This window comes from Enterobacter quasihormaechei, from assembly GCF_004331385.1.
GTDB classification, from domain to species: Bacteria; Pseudomonadota; Gammaproteobacteria; order Enterobacterales; family Enterobacteriaceae; genus Enterobacter; species Enterobacter quasihormaechei.
Genome location: NZ_SJON01000012.1, coordinates 1 through 15693, shown reverse-complemented (window position 1 = coordinate 15693; position 15693 = coordinate 1). Strand labels below are relative to the sequence as shown.

The 15693-nt window shown below is 55.7% G+C and carries 14 protein-coding genes; 8 read left to right on the top strand and 6 right to left on the bottom strand.

What is annotated here, in order from left to right; translation table 11 throughout:
* Window positions 1-198: 198 nt before the first annotated feature.
* Both mioC and asnC read right to left on the bottom strand, forming a co-directional pair.
* Window positions 199-648, bottom strand: coding sequence for an FMN-binding protein MioC (gene mioC, locus E0L16_RS15355; protein WP_063452035.1), 450 nt, complete (start codon window positions 646-648; stop codon window positions 199-201).
* 90 nt (window positions 649-738) lie between these two features.
* Window positions 739-1197, bottom strand: coding sequence for a transcriptional regulator AsnC (asnC, locus tag E0L16_RS15350; protein ID WP_003862383.1), 459 nt, complete (start codon window positions 1195-1197; stop codon window positions 739-741).
* Window positions 1198-1348: 151 nt separating this feature from the next.
* On the opposite strand from asnC, the gene asnA reads away from it, so the two are divergent.
* Window positions 1349-2341 carry an aspartate--ammonia ligase gene (gene asnA, locus E0L16_RS15345; RefSeq protein WP_107534295.1) on the top strand — a complete coding sequence of 331 codons (993 nt, stop codon included), beginning with the start codon at window positions 1349-1351 and terminating at the stop codon, window positions 2339-2341.
* Here the strand turns inward: asnA and viaA are convergent, their stop codons facing one another.
* Window positions 2342-3793, bottom strand: coding sequence for an ATPase RavA stimulator ViaA (gene viaA / locus E0L16_RS15340; RefSeq protein ID WP_107534293.1), 1452 nt, complete (start codon window positions 3791-3793; stop codon window positions 2342-2344).
* Window positions 3787-5283 carry an ATPase RavA gene (ravA, locus tag E0L16_RS15335; RefSeq protein ID WP_131637278.1) on the bottom strand — a complete coding sequence of 499 codons (1497 nt, stop codon included), beginning with the start codon at window positions 5281-5283 and terminating at the stop codon, window positions 3787-3789. Before ravA ends, viaA begins: the two co-directional genes overlap by 7 nt.
* A gap of 222 nt (window positions 5284-5505) precedes the next feature.
* Here ravA and kup point away from each other — a divergent pair, with 222 nt between their 5' ends.
* From kup to rbsR, 7 genes are all read left to right on the top strand, one after another.
* The gene (gene kup, locus E0L16_RS15330) at window positions 5506-7374 is read left to right on the top strand and encodes a low affinity potassium transporter Kup (RefSeq protein WP_006808744.1); all 1869 of its coding nucleotides are present in this window, start codon (window positions 5506-5508) and stop codon (window positions 7372-7374) included.
* A gap of 196 nt (window positions 7375-7570) precedes the next feature.
* Window positions 7571-7990, top strand: coding sequence for a D-ribose pyranase (rbsD, locus tag E0L16_RS15325; RefSeq protein ID WP_063868573.1), 420 nt, complete (start codon window positions 7571-7573; stop codon window positions 7988-7990).
* Between the two features lie 7 nt (window positions 7991-7997).
* A complete protein-coding gene (gene rbsA / locus E0L16_RS15320) occupies window positions 7998-9503 on the top strand; it encodes a ribose ABC transporter ATP-binding protein RbsA (protein WP_131637276.1) in 1506 nt (501 codons plus the stop codon).
* Window positions 9504-9507: 4 nt separating this feature from the next.
* The gene (gene rbsC / locus E0L16_RS15315; RefSeq protein ID WP_131637274.1) at window positions 9508-10473 is read left to right on the top strand and encodes a ribose ABC transporter permease; all 966 of its coding nucleotides are present in this window, start codon (window positions 9508-9510) and stop codon (window positions 10471-10473) included.
* Window positions 10474-10500: 27 nt separating this feature from the next.
* Window positions 10501-11391: a ribose ABC transporter substrate-binding protein RbsB gene (gene rbsB, locus E0L16_RS15310; protein WP_003862397.1), complete on the top strand. Its 891-nt coding sequence runs from the start codon at window positions 10501-10503 to the stop codon at window positions 11389-11391.
* A 108-nt stretch (window positions 11392-11499) separates the two neighbouring features.
* Entirely contained in the window at window positions 11500-12429 is a 930-nt protein-coding gene (gene rbsK / locus E0L16_RS15305; RefSeq protein ID WP_112792440.1) for a ribokinase, read from the top strand.
* 3 nt (window positions 12430-12432) lie between these two features.
* Window positions 12433-13425 carry a ribose operon transcriptional repressor RbsR gene (gene rbsR / locus E0L16_RS15300; protein ID WP_003862402.1) on the top strand — a complete coding sequence of 331 codons (993 nt, stop codon included), beginning with the start codon at window positions 12433-12435 and terminating at the stop codon, window positions 13423-13425.
* Here rbsR and mdtD read toward each other — a convergent pair.
* Both mdtD and E0L16_RS15290 read right to left on the bottom strand, forming a co-directional pair.
* A complete protein-coding gene (gene mdtD, locus E0L16_RS15295) occupies window positions 13391-14824 on the bottom strand; it encodes a multidrug transporter subunit MdtD (protein ID WP_063452027.1) in 1434 nt (477 codons plus the stop codon). The two genes, rbsR and mdtD, sit on opposite strands and share 35 nt — an antisense overlap.
* Window positions 14821-15528 carry a FadR/GntR family transcriptional regulator gene (locus E0L16_RS15290; RefSeq protein ID WP_064910073.1) on the bottom strand — a complete coding sequence of 236 codons (708 nt, stop codon included), beginning with the start codon at window positions 15526-15528 and terminating at the stop codon, window positions 14821-14823. The genes mdtD and E0L16_RS15290 overlap by 4 nt, the downstream gene beginning before the upstream one ends.
* Window positions 15529-15693 lie beyond the last annotated feature (165 nt).

The window sequence follows — 15693 nt, the reverse complement described above, 5'->3', positions numbered from 1 at the left end:
AAGTCCGATCCCATAAATAAGATCATGCAGTTAGGAAGGATCGTTTGCTGTGAATGATCGGTGATCCTGGACAGTATAAGCTGGGATCAGATCGCCGCTTTATCCACAGGTCAAAAACTAAACCAACGTTGTTCTTTGGATAACTACGGGTTAATACGAGCTTTTAACCAGAGTTATCCACATCTGATCGCACGATCTTTAATCGTTTTTGAGTAAATTTTTCCATTCTGCGAGCCAGATCTCGGCTGGATCTTCCGGAATATCATGATCGAGGATGTTGATCTTCAGGGTTTCACCCAGCTGTTTTGCTCCGCAGGCGGTTACAGCGGCTTCTACTTTCTCTATTGCACCGCAGAAGGTGTCATATTCACGGCTGCCGATCCCGATCGCACCAAACCGGACGTTTGACAGACTGGGCTGCTGTTCCAGCAGTTCGTCATATAAAGGTTGCAGGTTATCCGGCAGATCGCCCGCGCCGTGCGTGGAGGTGATCAGCAGCCAGACCCCATCAGTCGGGAGATCTTCCAGCAGCGGGCCGTGCAGGGTTTCCGTTGAAAAGCCCGCGTCTTCCAGCTTCTCAGCCAGATGTTCCGCTACATATTCCGCACCGCCCAGGGTGCTGCCGCTGATAAGAGTAATGTCCGCCATTGATCGCTCGCTCAGATAAAGAGGCGGCCATTGTACGCTGTGAACGAGCTGGGATCTACCTGTGGAAAATGTGGGAATGAAATTGCCCGATCACGGGCGGATGGTACGCATGATCGGGTTTTGCAGGGAGATCAGGGTTTCGGTGGACTGAATTTCATCGATTGTTTGGATCTTGTTGATAAGTACCTGCTGGAGGGCATCGATGGATCGGCACATTACCTTAATAAAGATGCTGTAATGCCCGGTGGTGTAGTACGCCTCGGTGACTTCATCCAGCGCGTTCAGCTTCTCCAGCGCGGAGGGGTAATCTTTTGCACTTTTAAGAATGATGCCAATGAAGCAGCAAACGTCGTAGCCGAGCTGCTTCGGACTGACGTCAATGCGTGCGCCGGTGATGATCCCGGCCTGCTTCATTTTCTCTACGCGGACGTGAATTGTCCCCGGGCTGACGCCAAACTGTTTCGCCAGTTCGGCATACGCGGTGCGCGCATTGGCCATCAGCGCCTCCAGGATGCCGCGGTCCAGATTGTCGATCTGATAATTTTCCATAGCTTTTTCTTATGAAGATTGATGAATCCCTCTATTCTAGCGGCTAATTTTATCGAATCAAAAGTGAAGTCGGCTTTTTGTTGATGGGTTATTGAATAAGGTGCCATTTTTGTTGCTTAATCAATACCAACAGGACGCAGGAGTATAAATAATGAAAACCGCTTACATCGCAAAACAACGCCAGATCAGTTTCGTAAAATCCCATTTTTCCCGCCAGCTGGAAGAGAAGCTTGGCCTTATTGAAGTTCAGGCGCCGATTCTGAGCCGCGTGGGTGACGGGACGCAGGATAACCTGTCTGGTTGCGAAAAAGCGGTACAGGTAAAAGTGAAAACACTGCCAGACGCCCAGTTCGAAGTGGTGCATTCCCTGGCGAAGTGGAAGCGTCAAACCCTGGGACAACACGACTTCAGCGCGGGCGAAGGGCTTTACACGCACATGAAAGCCCTTCGCCCCGATGAAGACCGTCTCTCCCCAATTCACTCTGTCTACGTTGATCAGTGGGACTGGGAGCGCGTAATGGGTGACGGCGAGCGTCATGTTGGTACGCTGAAATCCACCGTAGAGGCGATCTACGCGGGGATCAAAGCAACCGAAGCAGCCGTGAGCAAAGAGTTTGGTCTGGCACCGTTCCTGCCGGAAACGATCCACTTTGTTCACAGTCAGGAATTGCTGAGCCGTTATCCGGATCTGGATGCCAAAGGCCGTGAACGCGCGATCGCCAAAGCGCTGGGCGCGGTATTCCTGATCGGCATTGGCGGAAAACTGTCTGACGGTAAACGTCACGACGTCCGTGCGCCGGATTACGATGACTGGAGCACCGTGGGCGAAAGCGAATATGCCGGACTGAACGGCGATATTCTGGTCTGGAACCCGGTTCTGGAAGATGCGTTTGAACTCTCTTCAATGGGGATCCGCGTGGATGCTGAAGCACTGAAGCGTCAGCTGGCCGTGACCGGTGATGAAGATCGTCTGCAACTGGAGTGGCACCAGGCGCTGCTGCGTGGTGAAATGCCGCAGACCATCGGCGGCGGTATTGGCCAGTCTCGTCTGACCATGCTGCTGCTGCAACTGTCCCACATTGGTCAGGTGCAGTGTGGAGTCTGGCCGCAGCAGGTACGTGAAAGCGTCGGTTCTCTTCTTTAATTAACGTCGCCAGCGTCTGAGCAGGCGGCTACGCAACCCGGTATCAAAGCGCCAGATGTGATCGAAGATGCGCATGATGCCGGGTTTTCCATGTGCGGACATCGCCACGGCATGAAAGCGGTGCTGGTGCACGCGCTGCATCTCCTTCACTTTACTCACCACGTCGTCCGGCAGCCGCTGGGCAATGAAATCGGAAATCACCACCGCATCTGCGTCGTACCAGTCGCCGCCCTGCATACGCTCAATGATGCTGCGAAAACAGCTGGCCAGATCGGTGCCGCCGCGAAAGCGTTGGCTTAAAAAGCGGATCGCCTGCTCCAGCCCCTGTGAGCCGGTCAGTTCATATCCGACCACTTCGCTGGAAAATAACATGATGTAGCAGCGACGACGATCGGCGAGCGCCACGCGCATCAGGGCCAGGCAGAACGCTTTTGCGCACTGTTCATTAAACCCTCCCATCGATCCGGACGTATCGACGCAAACAATGAACGGGCCGCGCGGTTGCTCATCAAAGTCCTGATGCACCACCGGACGCTGGCTGATCTTCTCGCGCCAGGCTTCGCCGTGCAGCCGATAGGTGAGCAGCTGTTTTTCCACCAGCCGACGATAAAATTCATACTCCAGCTCGGTCATTCCCAGCGTGCTGAGTTCCGTGGGCAGCAGGCGCAGGATGTCATCGCTTTGCTGTAGCCCGTCAACCTGCTCCGGCACGGTGGAGGGTTCACGCACCAGGGTGCGGAAGGTTTCCATCGGCGCATCGTTCTTTGGGACCGATTTTGCCTCCCGGGAGCGCCCAAGCTGTTCCGCGAGCTTCATCAGCTCCGGCTGTTGCGCCAGAAAGTCGCCGTACCTGACGATCAGCTGATAGTCGCCGCGCTTTAGCTGTCCGGCACTCATATCCCAGAGGCGTCCGGCAGCGTTTTCATTCTCCACCAGCACCTGTTCTAGCTGACCGCTTAACGTCATCCGCTCCTGAACCTCGCTCAACAGCTGTTCGCGCTCTTCGTCCAGCAGTTGCTGGTTGAGCGAGGTGGCCTGAACGACAAGGCTGAGCCGCCAGCGCTGTAAAAACAGGGTGTGCAGGGCGGGAGTAAAGCTCGGGTTGTCCGTGACCAGCGCTCTGGCCTGGCTGGCAAACGGGGAATGAACGTTATCAAGCAATGTCAGGGTTTGCGGAAGCTGGGCAATAAACTGCGGCGTTGAAAGCCGCTGGCACTGCTGGTAACCAGCCACTTCCTCTGTCAGTTCCGGCGGGACTTCTGTCTCCTTAAACCGCTGTCGCAGGCTATCGCGCCAGCGGGGAAGATCGTCCGTCATTGCCTTTCTGAGCTTCGGGAATTTTTCAAAAAAGGCCGCCAACTGCGGTGAAGCGAGCAGGGTAATGACGACCTCTTCGATTAAACCGTCCTCGCTAACCGCCAGCATAACGTTGAGCGTATCCAGCGTTAGCATTGACGCGCCTGTTTGATCTGCGCGCTGACATCCTGCAAGCTGGCTTCAATACGGCCTAACCAGTCGCTATTAATAAAGAGGCATTTCTGCTGCTCGCTGAAGCGCGTGTGCTGCTGATGCCATTCGTTATCCAGCGCGTCAAGCTGCTGCTTGATTTCCTCCGGAAGGCTGTCCGAGGCCGTTCCCGGCAGCGCCAGGCGCGATCCCTGAAGGCTGACGTCGCGGATCACCAGATGCTGGCTGCTATCGACTTCCAGCGACAGCGGCTGTGCAAAGCCGATACCGTTGAGTTTACCGCGGATCTCACCGCCCTTATCCAGCCACTGAACCAGCGCAACGCGTTCGATCGTCACGTGCACCACCTGCATATCATGAAGCTTAAGCGGCTGCTGGAGGAGGAGCGTGAGCGAGGCGTCAGTCAGCCCGGCGGGCAGTTCGTAGTGTGGCTTACGGGCAAACATCCCGCCGAGACGGTTCACCTTCAGCGCGGTTTTGTCACTTTGCTGCTGCTGGAGCTGAAGGCGACGTTGGGCAATCGCCCCCAGCTGATTGAGCATCGACTGCTGGCCCCACGCGTGTCCGGTCATCAAAACGTCCAGCTGCTGCTGCATCAGATTCATCCCTTCTGCGTCGTGCCACAGACAGTCTTTCAGCAGGATCAGATCGACAGGGGCAACAGCATCGCGGCCGCTGAACAGGGCGCTTGCCTGGAGCAGGCGAATGGCTTTTTTCCAGCGACGGTCGGAGACGTACGGCGCGGAAGGCAGTAAATCAAGCTGCTGGCGCAGCATGAAGATCAGCTCAAATACGGTATCAGGCAGTTTTATCTTGCCGATATCCTCCTGCCACTGGTGATATTCCTCGTCCGTGACCTGTAACGATGTTGCCACCGGGTTTTCGTTTTCGTCCTGCTGGCTGACCAGCATTGAACGGAAGTTCGATTTATCCTGGACCTTATCCAGCCACAGGCGGATCAGCATGCGGTCATACAGCGCTTCCAGGCTGCTGTCGGCTTCGGGCAATTCGTTAGACGCGGCCACCAGCAGGCGCATGGGGATCTTCTCTTCGCTCGCGCCGTTGCGGAAGCGGCGTTCGTTGATTGCCGTCAGCAGGGTGTTCAGAATGGCCGGGCCGGCTTTCCAGATCTCATCAAGAAAGACGATTTCCGCTTCCGGGAGATAGCCCGCCGTCAGACGCTCGTAGCGTCCCTCGTCTTTTAACGCCTGAATGGAGAGCGGGCCGAAAACTTCTTCCGGCGTGGAGAAGCGCGTCATCAAATACTCAAACGCGCGAGCGTTCTGGAAAGCGAACTTGAGGCGGCGTGCGATCAGACTTTTGGCAATGCCCGGCGGGCCCAGCAGAAACACGCTTTCCCCGCTCAACGCCGCCAGTAAACAGAGGCGAATGGCGTGGCTACGCTCGTAAAGGCCTTTCTCCAGCGCGCTGCTGAGGCGGGAAATTCTTTCTGCTAATAAATGTGAGTGAGCCATAATAGTTTTGCATCCTTTCACCGTGGTGGCGGCTAATTGAAGCGAGTATAGACGTTTCGGTCTGGCCTGGTAATAGGCTGAAGTGCGGCGCTATTTTCTTTGCGCTACATTAATGCGGCTGCATTTAGGGGTACGATTTTGCATTGAATCGTGCATACTGTGCGCTTTTTGTGGGCCAAGGGACTAAGCACACATTTGTTATTCAAACGAAAAGACTAGTCTATGAGCACTGATAATAAGCAATCATTACCCGCAGTAACGCTTGCGGCGATCGGGGTTGTCTACGGTGATATCGGCACCAGCCCGCTTTATACGCTTCGTGAATGTCTGTCCGGTCAGTTTGGTTTTGGTGTAGAGCGTGACGCCGTATTTGGTTTTCTCTCGCTCATCTTCTGGCTGCTGATCCTGGTGGTCTCCCTGAAGTATCTCTCCTTCGTTATGCGGGCTGATAACGCGGGCGAGGGCGGTATTCTGACCCTGATGTCCCTTGCCGGGCGCAATACCTCTGCAAGAATGACCTCCGTGCTGGTCATTATCGGCCTGATTGGCGGCAGCTTCTTCTATGGGGAAGTGGTGATTACGCCGGCGATTTCGGTGATGTCGGCCATAGAGGGGCTGGAGATTGTCGCGCCGCAGCTTGATACGTGGGTCGTGCCACTCGCTATTATCGTGCTGACATTGCTGTTTGCCATACAAAAACACGGTACCGGGCTGGTGGGTAAGCTGTTTGCGCCTATTATGCTGGCCTGGTTCCTGATCCTGGCGGCGCTGGGCTTGCGCAGCATTATTGCCAACCCCGACGTCCTGCACGCGCTGAACCCGATGTGGGCAGTTCATTTCTTCCTTGAATATAAAGTGGTGTCGTTCGTAGCGCTGGGCGCGGTGGTGCTTTCCATTACCGGTGTTGAAGCGCTGTATGCGGATATGGGCCACTTCGGGAAACTCCCTATTCGCGTCGCCTGGTTTAGCGTTGTCCTGCCTTCACTGGTGCTGAATTACTTCGGCCAGGGCGCGCTGCTGCTTGCCCATCCTGAAGCGATTAAAAACCCGTTCTTCCTGCTGGCGCCGGACTGGGCGCTGGTTCCGATGCTGATCCTGGCGACGCTGGCGACGGTCATTGCCTCTCAGGCCGTTATTTCCGGCGTCTTCTCCCTGACGCGTCAGGCCGTGCGTCTGGGGTATCTCTCGCCAATGCGCATTATTCATACCTCTGAGATGGAGTCAGGCCAGATCTACATTCCGTTCGTCAACTGGCTGCTCTATTTCGCGGTTGTGATTGTTATCGTCAGCTTCGAGCACTCCAGTAACCTGGCGGCGGCGTACGGTATCGCGGTGACCGGAACGATGGTGTTGACCTCTATTCTCTCCACCACCGTGGCGTACCGTAACTGGCACTGGAATAAGTTCCTCGTGGGGCTGATCCTGGTTGGCTTCCTCTGCATCGACGTGCCGCTGTTCTCTGCGAACCTCGACAAGATTGTCTCCGGTGGCTGGCTGCCGCTGACGCTGGGTCTGGTGATGTTCATCGTGATGACGACGTGGAAGAGCGAACGTTTCCGCCTGCTGCGTCGTATGCATGAGCACGGTAATTCTCTGGAGGCGATGATCGCCTCGCTGGAGAAATCCCCGCCGGTGCGCGTGCCGGGCACGGCGGTGTATATGTCTCGTGCGCTGAACGTGATCCCGTTTGCACTGATGCATAACCTTAAGCACAACAAAGTGCTGCACGAGCGCGTGATCCTGCTGACGCTGCGCACCGAAGATGCGCCGTACGTTCACAACGTGCGCCGCGTACAGATCGAGCAACTGTCGCCAACCTTCTGGCGCGTGGTGGCGAGCTACGGCTGGCGCGAAACGCCGAACGTAGAAGAAGTATTCCACCGCTGCGGTCTGGAAGGGCTGAGCTGCCGCATGATGGAGACGTCGTTCTTTATGTCCCACGAGTCGCTGATCATCGGCAAGCGCCCATGGTATCTGCGTCTGCGCGGTAAGTTGTATCTCATCCTGCAACGTAACGCCCTGCGTGCGCCTGACCAGTTTGAGATCCCGCCTAATCGCGTGATTGAGCTGGGTACGCAGGTCGAGATTTAAGTCCTTCTAAAAATGCCGGGTGGCGCTGCGCTTACCCGGCCTACCAGATCCGCAACATACCCGCCAAAATCACCTCAATATTTCACTTAGCGAAACGTTTCGACGTTGATCACAAATCCGTTACGTCATGATGGTTTTCTGAACATTTTTGCGGCTACACTGTTTTTAGCGAAACGTTTCGCTAGTGGAGCAAAAAATGAAGAAAGGCACGGTACTCAACTCAGAAATCTCATCGGTTATTTCCCGTCTTGGGCATACCGATACGCTGGTGGTTTGCGATGCAGGCTTACCGGTTCCGCGCAGCACAACCCGTATCGATATGGCGTTAACGCAGGGCGTGCCCTCGTTCATGCAGGTACTGGAGGTGGTGACCGCGGAAATGCAGGTTGAGACGGCCATTCTCGCCGCGGAAATCAAACAACATAATCCGCAACTTCACGAAACGTTGCTCAGCCATATTGAGCAGCTGCAACAACGCCAGGGAAACACCATAGAAATTCGTTACACAACGCACGAGCAGTTCAAACAACAAACCGCAGACAGTCAGGCGGTGATTCGCAGCGGGGAGTGTTCCCCGTATGCGAATATCATTCTCTGTGCTGGCGTCACCTTCTGAGGCCATCATGGACGCATTACTCCAACTCAAAGGGATCGATAAGTCGTTCCCGGGCGTTAAAGCCCTCTCCGGCGCGGCGCTGAACGTCTATTCCGGTCGCGTAATGGCGCTGGTGGGCGAAAACGGCGCCGGCAAATCCACCATGATGAAAGTGCTGACCGGTATCTACCAACGCGATGCCGGTTCGCTCTTATGGCTGGGCAAAGAGACCACCTTCAGCGGCCCGAAATCCTCACAGGAAGCGGGCATCGGCATTATTCACCAGGAGCTAAACCTGATCCCGCAGCTGACCATTGCGGAGAACATCTTCCTGGGCCGCGAGTTCGTGAACCGGTTTGGCAAAATCGACTGGAAAACCATGTATGCCGAAGCGGACAAATTGCTGGCGAAGCTGAACCTGCGCTTCAAGAGCGACCGCCTGGTGGGCGACCTCTCCATCGGCGATCAGCAGATGGTGGAAATCGCGAAGGTGCTGAGCTTTGAATCGAAGGTCATCATTATGGATGAACCGACCGACGCCCTGACCGATACCGAAACCGAATCCCTGTTCCGCGTGATCCGCGAGCTGAAAGCGCAGGGGCGCGGCATTGTCTATATCTCTCACCGCATGAAAGAGATCTTCGAAATTTGCGACGACGTGACCGTCTTCCGCGACGGGCAGTTTATCGCCGAGCGTGAAGTGGCGACGCTGACCGAAGATACGCTGATCGAAATGATGGTGGGACGTAAGCTCGAGGACCAATATCCGCATCTGGACAAAGCGCCGGGCGAGATCCGCCTGAAGGTAGATAACCTCTGCGGTCCGGGCGTTAACGATGTGACCTTTACCCTGCGCCAGGGCGAGATCCTGGGCGTTGCGGGTCTGATGGGCGCGGGCCGTACCGAACTGATGAAAGTGCTGTATGGCGCACTGCCGCGCACCAGCGGTTACGTTACCCTTGACGGTCATGAAGTGATCACCCGCTCGCCGCAGGACGGGCTGGCGAACGGCATCGTCTATATCTCCGAAGACCGCAAGCGCGACGGCTTAGTGCTGGGCATGTCGGTTAAAGAGAACATGTCCCTGACCGCGCTGCGCTATTTCAGCCGCAGCGGCGGCAGCCTGAAGCACAAAGACGAACAGCAGGCGGTCAGCGATTTTATCCGTCTCTTCAACGTTAAAACGCCGTCGATGGAGCAGGCGATTGGCCTGCTGTCCGGCGGGAATCAGCAGAAAGTGGCGATTGCCCGCGGTCTGATGACGCGCCCGAAAGTGCTGATCCTCGACGAGCCAACCCGCGGCGTGGACGTGGGCGCGAAAAAAGAGATCTATCAGCTGATTAACCAGTTCAAGGCCGACGGTCTGAGCATCATTCTGGTCTCTTCCGAGATGCCAGAAGTATTAGGCATGAGCGATCGCATTATCGTCATGCATGAAGGGCATCTCGGCGGTGAATTCACTCGCGAGCAGGCCACCCAGGAAGTTCTGATGGCTGCCGCTGTGGGCAAGCTTAATCGCGTGAATCAGGAGTAAGAAGATGACTATCCAGGCTGTTTCTGGTCGCCGCTATTTCACAAAGGCATGGCTGATGGAACAAAAATCGCTGATTGCCCTGCTGGTGCTGATCGCGATTGTCTCGACCATGAGCCCGAACTTTTTTACCGTCAATAACCTGTTCAATATTCTTCAGCAGACTTCCGTCAACGCCATTATGGCGGTGGGGATGACGCTGGTGATTCTGACCTCGGGTATCGATCTGTCCGTCGGTTCCCTGCTGGCGCTCACTGGTGCGATTGCCGCGTCGATTGTCGGCATTGAAGTTAACGCGCTGGTGGCCGTTGCCGCTGCCCTGGCTGCAGGCGCAGCGATTGGCGCCGTCACCGGTGTGATAGTAGCGAAAGGTCGCGTTCAGGCGTTTATCGCCACGCTGGTGATGATGTTGCTGCTGCGCGGCGTGACCATGGTGTACACCAACGGTAGCCCGGTGAATACCGGATTTACGGATAACGCCGACCTGTTTGGCTGGTTCGGTATTGGACGCCCGCTGGGCATCCCGACGCCGGTCTGGATCATGGCTATCGTTTTCCTGGCGGCGTGGTACATGCTGCACCATACCCGCCTGGGCCGGTATATCTATGCGCTGGGCGGTAATGAAGCGGCCACGCGTCTGTCCGGCATCAGCGTCAATAAAGTCAAAATTATCGTTTACTCCCTGTGCGGCCTGCTGGCCTCTCTGGCGGGCATCATCGAAGTGGCGCGCCTCTCTTCCGCACAGCCAACGGCGGGAACGGGATACGAGCTGGATGCCATCGCGGCGGTGGTTCTGGGCGGTACGAGCCTTGCGGGCGGTAAAGGTCGCATTGTTGGGACATTGATCGGCGCACTGATCCTCGGTTTCCTGAATAATGGTTTGAATTTGTTAGGTGTTTCCTCCTATTACCAGATGATCGTTAAGGCAGTGGTGATTTTGCTGGCGGTACTGGTAGACAACAAAAAACAGTAACTGACGACACTACAGGACATCTTAGATATGAACATGAAAAAACTGGCTACCCTGGTTTCTGCTGTCGCGCTGAGCGCAACCGTAAGTGCTAACGCCATGGCGAAAGATACCATCGCGCTGGTTGTCTCTACCCTGAACAACCCGTTCTTCGTCTCTCTGAAGGACGGTGCGCAGAAAGAAGCAGACAAACTGGGCTACAACCTGGTGGTGCTGGATTCACAGAACAACCCGGCGAAAGAGCTGGCTAACGTTCAGGACTTAACCGTACGCGGTACGAAAATCCTGCTGATCAACCCAACGGATTCCGACGCGGTCGGTAACGCCGTGAAGATGGCAAACCAGGCGAAGATCCCGGTGATCACCCTGGACCGTCAGGCGACGAAAGGCGACGTGGTCAGCCACATTGCGTCTGATAACGTACTGGGCGGAAAAATCGCTGGTGACTACATCGCGAAGAAAGCCGGTGAAGGCGCGAAAGTGATCGAATTGCAGGGTATCGCCGGTACTTCCGCGGCCCGTGAACGTGGTGAAGGCTTCCAGCAGGCTGTCGCGGCGCATAAATTTAACGTACTGGCGAGCCAGCCGGCAGACTTCGACCGTACTAAGGGTCTGAACGTTATGCAGAACCTGCTGACCGCGCATCCAGATGTGCAGGCGGTATTTGCACAGAACGACGAAATGGCGCTCGGTGCGCTGCGTGCGCTCCAGACTGCGGGTAAATCAGATGTGATGGTTGTCGGATTTGACGGCACGCCGGATGGAGAAAAAGCAGTAAATGATGGCAAACTGGCTGCGACCATCGCTCAGCTGCCTGAGCAGATTGGCGCGACTGGCGTGCAAACTGCCGATAAAGTGCTGAAGGGCGAAAAAGTTCAGGCCAAATACCCTGTTGACCTGAAGCTGGTCATTAAGCAGTAAAGGCGATTCAGGCAGTCGCTGGCTGCCTGAGGGACACCAAATAAAAGAAAAGTGTGGCATACGCCACCGGGTAATACCGGTGGCGCTCTCAGATGGACACCTCAATACATGAAAACCGCAGGCAACCTCGTCGTCCTTGGCAGTATCAATGCCGATCACATTCTTAACCTTGAAACGTTCCCCACGCCGGGCGAAACCGTCACCGGCAATCAGTATCAGGTCGCGTTCGGCGGTAAGGGCGCAAACCAGGCGGTTGCCGCCGGGCGCAGCGGGGCGAATATCGCGTTTATCGCCTGTACGGGTGATGACGATACCGGCGAGCGCGTACGTAAACAGCTGGCAAGCGACAACATCGATACTGCACCCGTCAGCGTTGTTGAAGGGGAATCTACCGGCGTGGCGCTGATCTTCGTCAATGCGGAAGGTGAGAATGTCATCGGTATTCATGCGGGGGCTAACGCCGCGTTAACGACTGAGCGCGTCGAAGCGCAGCGTGGGATCATCGCCGGAGCGGAAGCCCTGCTGATGCAGCTGGAGTCTCCGGTTGAAAGCGTGCTGGCCGCCGCGAAAATTGCGCATGAAAATCATACCACTGTCGTACTTAACCCTGCGCCTGCCCGTGTATTATCAGACGAACTGCTGGCGCTGGTGGATATCATCACCCCGAACGAAACCGAAGCGGAAAAGCTGACGGGTATCCGTGTCGAAAATGATGACGATGCAGCGCGCGCGGCGCGTGCGTTGCACGAAAAAGGCATTGGAACCGTGATAATCACCCTCGGCAGCCGTGGGGTGTGGGCTAGCGTCAATGGCGAAGGCCGTCGCGTACCGGGCTTTAAGGTCAAAGCTATTGATACCATCGCCGCAGGCGACACCTTCAACGGTGCGCTGGTAACGGCATTGCTGGAAGGAAAAGCAATGGATGACGCGATCCGCTTTGCGCATGCCGCCGCCGCGATTGCAGTGACGCGTAAAGGCGCTCAGCCTTCTGTTCCATGGCGTAAAGAGATTGATGAATTCTTAAGTCAGCAGGGGTAATGCTTGGCCACAATGAAAGATGTCGCCCGTATGGCGGGCGTTTCTACCTCGACCGTCTCCCACGTTATCAATAACGATCGCTTCGTCAGCGAGGCGATTCGGGAGAAAGTTGACGCTGCAATTAAAGAGCTCAACTATGCGCCGTCCGCGCTGGCGCGCAGCCTGAAGCTTAACCAGACGCGCACCATCGGCATGCTGATCACGGCCAGTACCAACCCTTTCTATTCTGAACTGGTGCGCGGCGTGGAGCGCAGCTGCTTCGAGCGCGGCTATAGCCTGGTACTGTGCAATACCGAAGGGGACGAGCAGCGCATGAACCGTAACCTGGAGACGCTCATGCAAAAACGCGTCGACGGATTGCTGCTGCTCTGTACCGAAACGCATCAGCCCTCGAAAGAGATCATTCAGCGCTACCCTTCAATTCCCACGGTAATGATGGACTGGGCGCCGTTCGACGGAACCAGCGATCTGATTCAGGATAACTCCCTGCTGGGCGGCGATATGGCGACGCAGCACCTGATTGATAAAGGTCATACCCGCATTGCCTGTATTACCGGCCCGCTGGATAAAACCCCGGCGCGCCTGCGTCTGGAAGGCTATCTTTCAGCAATGGAGCGGGCAGGGCTTGCCATTCCTGATGGCTATCGCATCACCGGCGATTTCGAATTTAACGGTGGATTTGAAGCAATGCAGAAACTGCTGGCGCAAGAGCCGCGCCCGCAGGCCGTGTTTATTGGTAACGATGCGATGGCATTCGGAGCTTACCAGGCGCTGTATCAGGCGGGGTTACGTGTTCCGGACGATATGGCGATCGTCGGTTACGATGATATCGAACTGGCGCGCTACATGACGCCGCCGCTGACCACGATCCATCAGCCGAAGGATGAACTGGGTGAGCTGGCCATCGACGTGTTGATCCACCGTATGGCGCAGCCCACGCTGCAACAGCAACGTTTGCAGCTTACTCCTGTTCTGATGGAACGCGGTTCGGTTTAGCCTTTTCTTTGTGACGCTCTTTAATCAGGTTCCGGCCGTCTTTCGGCTTTAACAACATAAAGACCACCGCCGATACCACGGTAAGCGCGCCCATAGTGATAAAGGTATAGTGGAACTGCTCAACGGTATTCGTACCGTCAAACCCTTCATAAAACCGCAGCACCGCCGCGCTCACGGCTACCCCGAGGCTAATCGACAGCTGTTGGGTCACTGCCAGTACGCTGTTGCCGCTGCTGGCGTTCTCATCGGTGAGATCCGCAAGCGTAATCGTGTTCATCGACGTGAACTGCGTCGACATAGCCATCCCCAGCACAAACAGCGGCAGGATCAGCATCCATATCGGTAACGCCGCAGATTGCAGGGAGAACTGCGCAATCATCAATCCGATAAATACCGTCACGCCAACCAGCGTCTTACGATAGCCAAACCAGCGCAGCACCTGCGTGACCGTCGATTTTGCCAGGATCGAGCCCATCGCCGTGGGGGCCATCATGCAGCCGGCAATCAGCGCCGGATAGCCAAAACCAACCTGAAGCATCAGCGGCATCAGGAAAGGCACACAGCCCGTGCCGAGACGTGAAGCTATATTGCCCGCGATCCCGACGGAGAACGTTCGGGTGTTAAAGAGAGATAAAGAGATAAGCGGCGTCGGGTGGCGGCGCGCATGGCGTATATAAAGAAGGAACAGCAGTATACCGCTGAGGATGACGGCCAGCGCCAGCCACGTCGCTACGATTTTCTCGCCAAACAGCTCCATCCCGCTGGAGAACAGGACCAGGCTCAGGCCAAACAAGAAGAAGCCGCCCATATCGAAGCTGCGCCGTGGCGTGGTGAAGTTCGGCATATATTTGCGGGCGTAAATCAGCCCTGCCACACCAATCGGAATGTTAATCAGGAAGATCCAGTGCCAGCTTGCCCAGGTCACCAGTACGCCGCCGAGTACCGGGCCAAGTATCGGCCCGACCAGCCCCGGCATGGTCACAAAGTTGAGCACCGGGAGCAGTTCGCTGCGCGGATAGGCGCGCAATAACGCCAGACGCGCGACGGGCATCATCATCGCGCCGCCTATCCCCTGTAGGACGCGGAAGATAACCAGTTCCGTCAGAGAAGTGGAGAGGGCGCACGCCAGAGAACCGAGGGTGAACAGCGTCACCGCCAGCATGAACACTTTACGCGTGCCGAAACGATCGGCCAGCCAGCCGCTGACCGGAATAAGCATCGCCACCGTCAGGGTATAGCTGATGATGGCGGATTGCATCGCCAGCGGGGAGCGGTTAAGGCTTTGGGCTATGGCGGGAAGGGCGGTATTGAGGATAGTGGCATCCAGTGCCTGCATAAAGAACGCCATGGCTGCAATCCACGGCAATCCGGCCATACTGCGTGCTTTTTTCTCAGTCATTTATTTACCTGCTGGTGGGTTGGCGCGGCCAGCAACGCCTGGCACGCACTCAGGGCTCGCTGCCCGTCGCTCTCCTGAATGGCATCGACTATCGCCTGATGCAGATCCAGCTTCACCACCTCATCTTGTGTGATAGAGGTAAAGTAAGTGTGGTACACAGAATGGAATAAAGAAGCAAAGGAGGTTAGGAAAGGATTTCCGCTCATATTATAGATATGTTCGTGCCAGGCCATATCGACCTCTATCCAGCGTTCGCGGTTAAAGTGCTTTTTCAGAAACACCATCTCTTCCATTAATGTATTGAGCTGCGCTTTTTGCTCTGCCGTGCCGAGCGTGGCGGCAAGCAGGCAGGCCTGAGGCTCAAGACTGCTGCGCATGACCAGAAAGTGATCAACGACCTGATTAAAGTTATCTTCGGTCATCCACCAGGTGAGTAATTCCTGATCCAGAAAGTTCCAGTTCCCCTGAGGCATAACGCGGGTGCCAATGCGCGGGCGTGGAAGCACCATTCCTTTCGCCGTTAATGTTTTTACCGCTTCGCGAACGGCGGTACGGCTTACGCCAAACCGATCCCCCAGTTCCATCTCGCTGGGCAGGATGCTCCCTGGGGCATATTTACCCGCTAAGATCAGCTGGGCCAGCTTTTCTGCCAGCACGTACGACAGGTTTTTTTGAGCTGCCAACTGTTGTGCGCTTAATGGCATCGCTTTTATTCCTTAAATATTGATGCGGCTAATTATGCCATCTCAGGTGTGATTGTGGTTGCAGATACATCAAATAGAACAATTTGTAGCTTGATCTCATCGCTTTTGGTGAAAAAAAACACGGTCAGAAACTTTTTTTAAATTTCCTCTTGTCACTTCGGAAGA

Coding starts and splice junctions, on each gene's coding strand:
- mioC (WP_063452035.1), bottom strand. CDS start 648: ATGGCGGACATTACTCTTATCAGCGGCAGCACCCTGGGCGGTGCGGAA.
- asnC (WP_003862383.1), bottom strand. CDS start 1,197: ATGGAAAATTATCAGATCGACAATCTGGACCGCGGCATCCTGGAGGCG.
- asnA (WP_107534295.1), top strand. CDS start 1,349: ATGAAAACCGCTTACATCGCAAAACAACGCCAGATCAGTTTCGTAAAA.
- viaA (WP_107534293.1), bottom strand. CDS start 3,793: ATGCTAACGCTGGATACGCTCAACGTTATGCTGGCGGTTAGCGAGGAC.
- ravA (WP_131637278.1), bottom strand. CDS start 5,283: ATGGCTCACTCACATTTATTAGCAGAAAGAATTTCCCGCCTCAGCAGC.
- kup (WP_006808744.1), top strand. CDS start 5,506: ATGAGCACTGATAATAAGCAATCATTACCCGCAGTAACGCTTGCGGCG.
- rbsD (WP_063868573.1), top strand. CDS start 7,571: ATGAAGAAAGGCACGGTACTCAACTCAGAAATCTCATCGGTTATTTCC.
- rbsA (WP_131637276.1), top strand. CDS start 7,998: ATGGACGCATTACTCCAACTCAAAGGGATCGATAAGTCGTTCCCGGGC.
- rbsC (WP_131637274.1), top strand. CDS start 9,508: ATGACTATCCAGGCTGTTTCTGGTCGCCGCTATTTCACAAAGGCATGG.
- rbsB (WP_003862397.1), top strand. CDS start 10,501: ATGAACATGAAAAAACTGGCTACCCTGGTTTCTGCTGTCGCGCTGAGC.
- rbsK (WP_112792440.1), top strand. CDS start 11,500: ATGAAAACCGCAGGCAACCTCGTCGTCCTTGGCAGTATCAATGCCGAT.
- mdtD (WP_063452027.1), bottom strand. CDS start 14,824: ATGACTGAGAAAAAAGCACGCAGTATGGCCGGATTGCCGTGGATTGCA.
- E0L16_RS15290 (WP_064910073.1), bottom strand. CDS start 15,528: ATGCCATTAAGCGCACAACAGTTGGCAGCTCAAAAAAACCTGTCGTAC.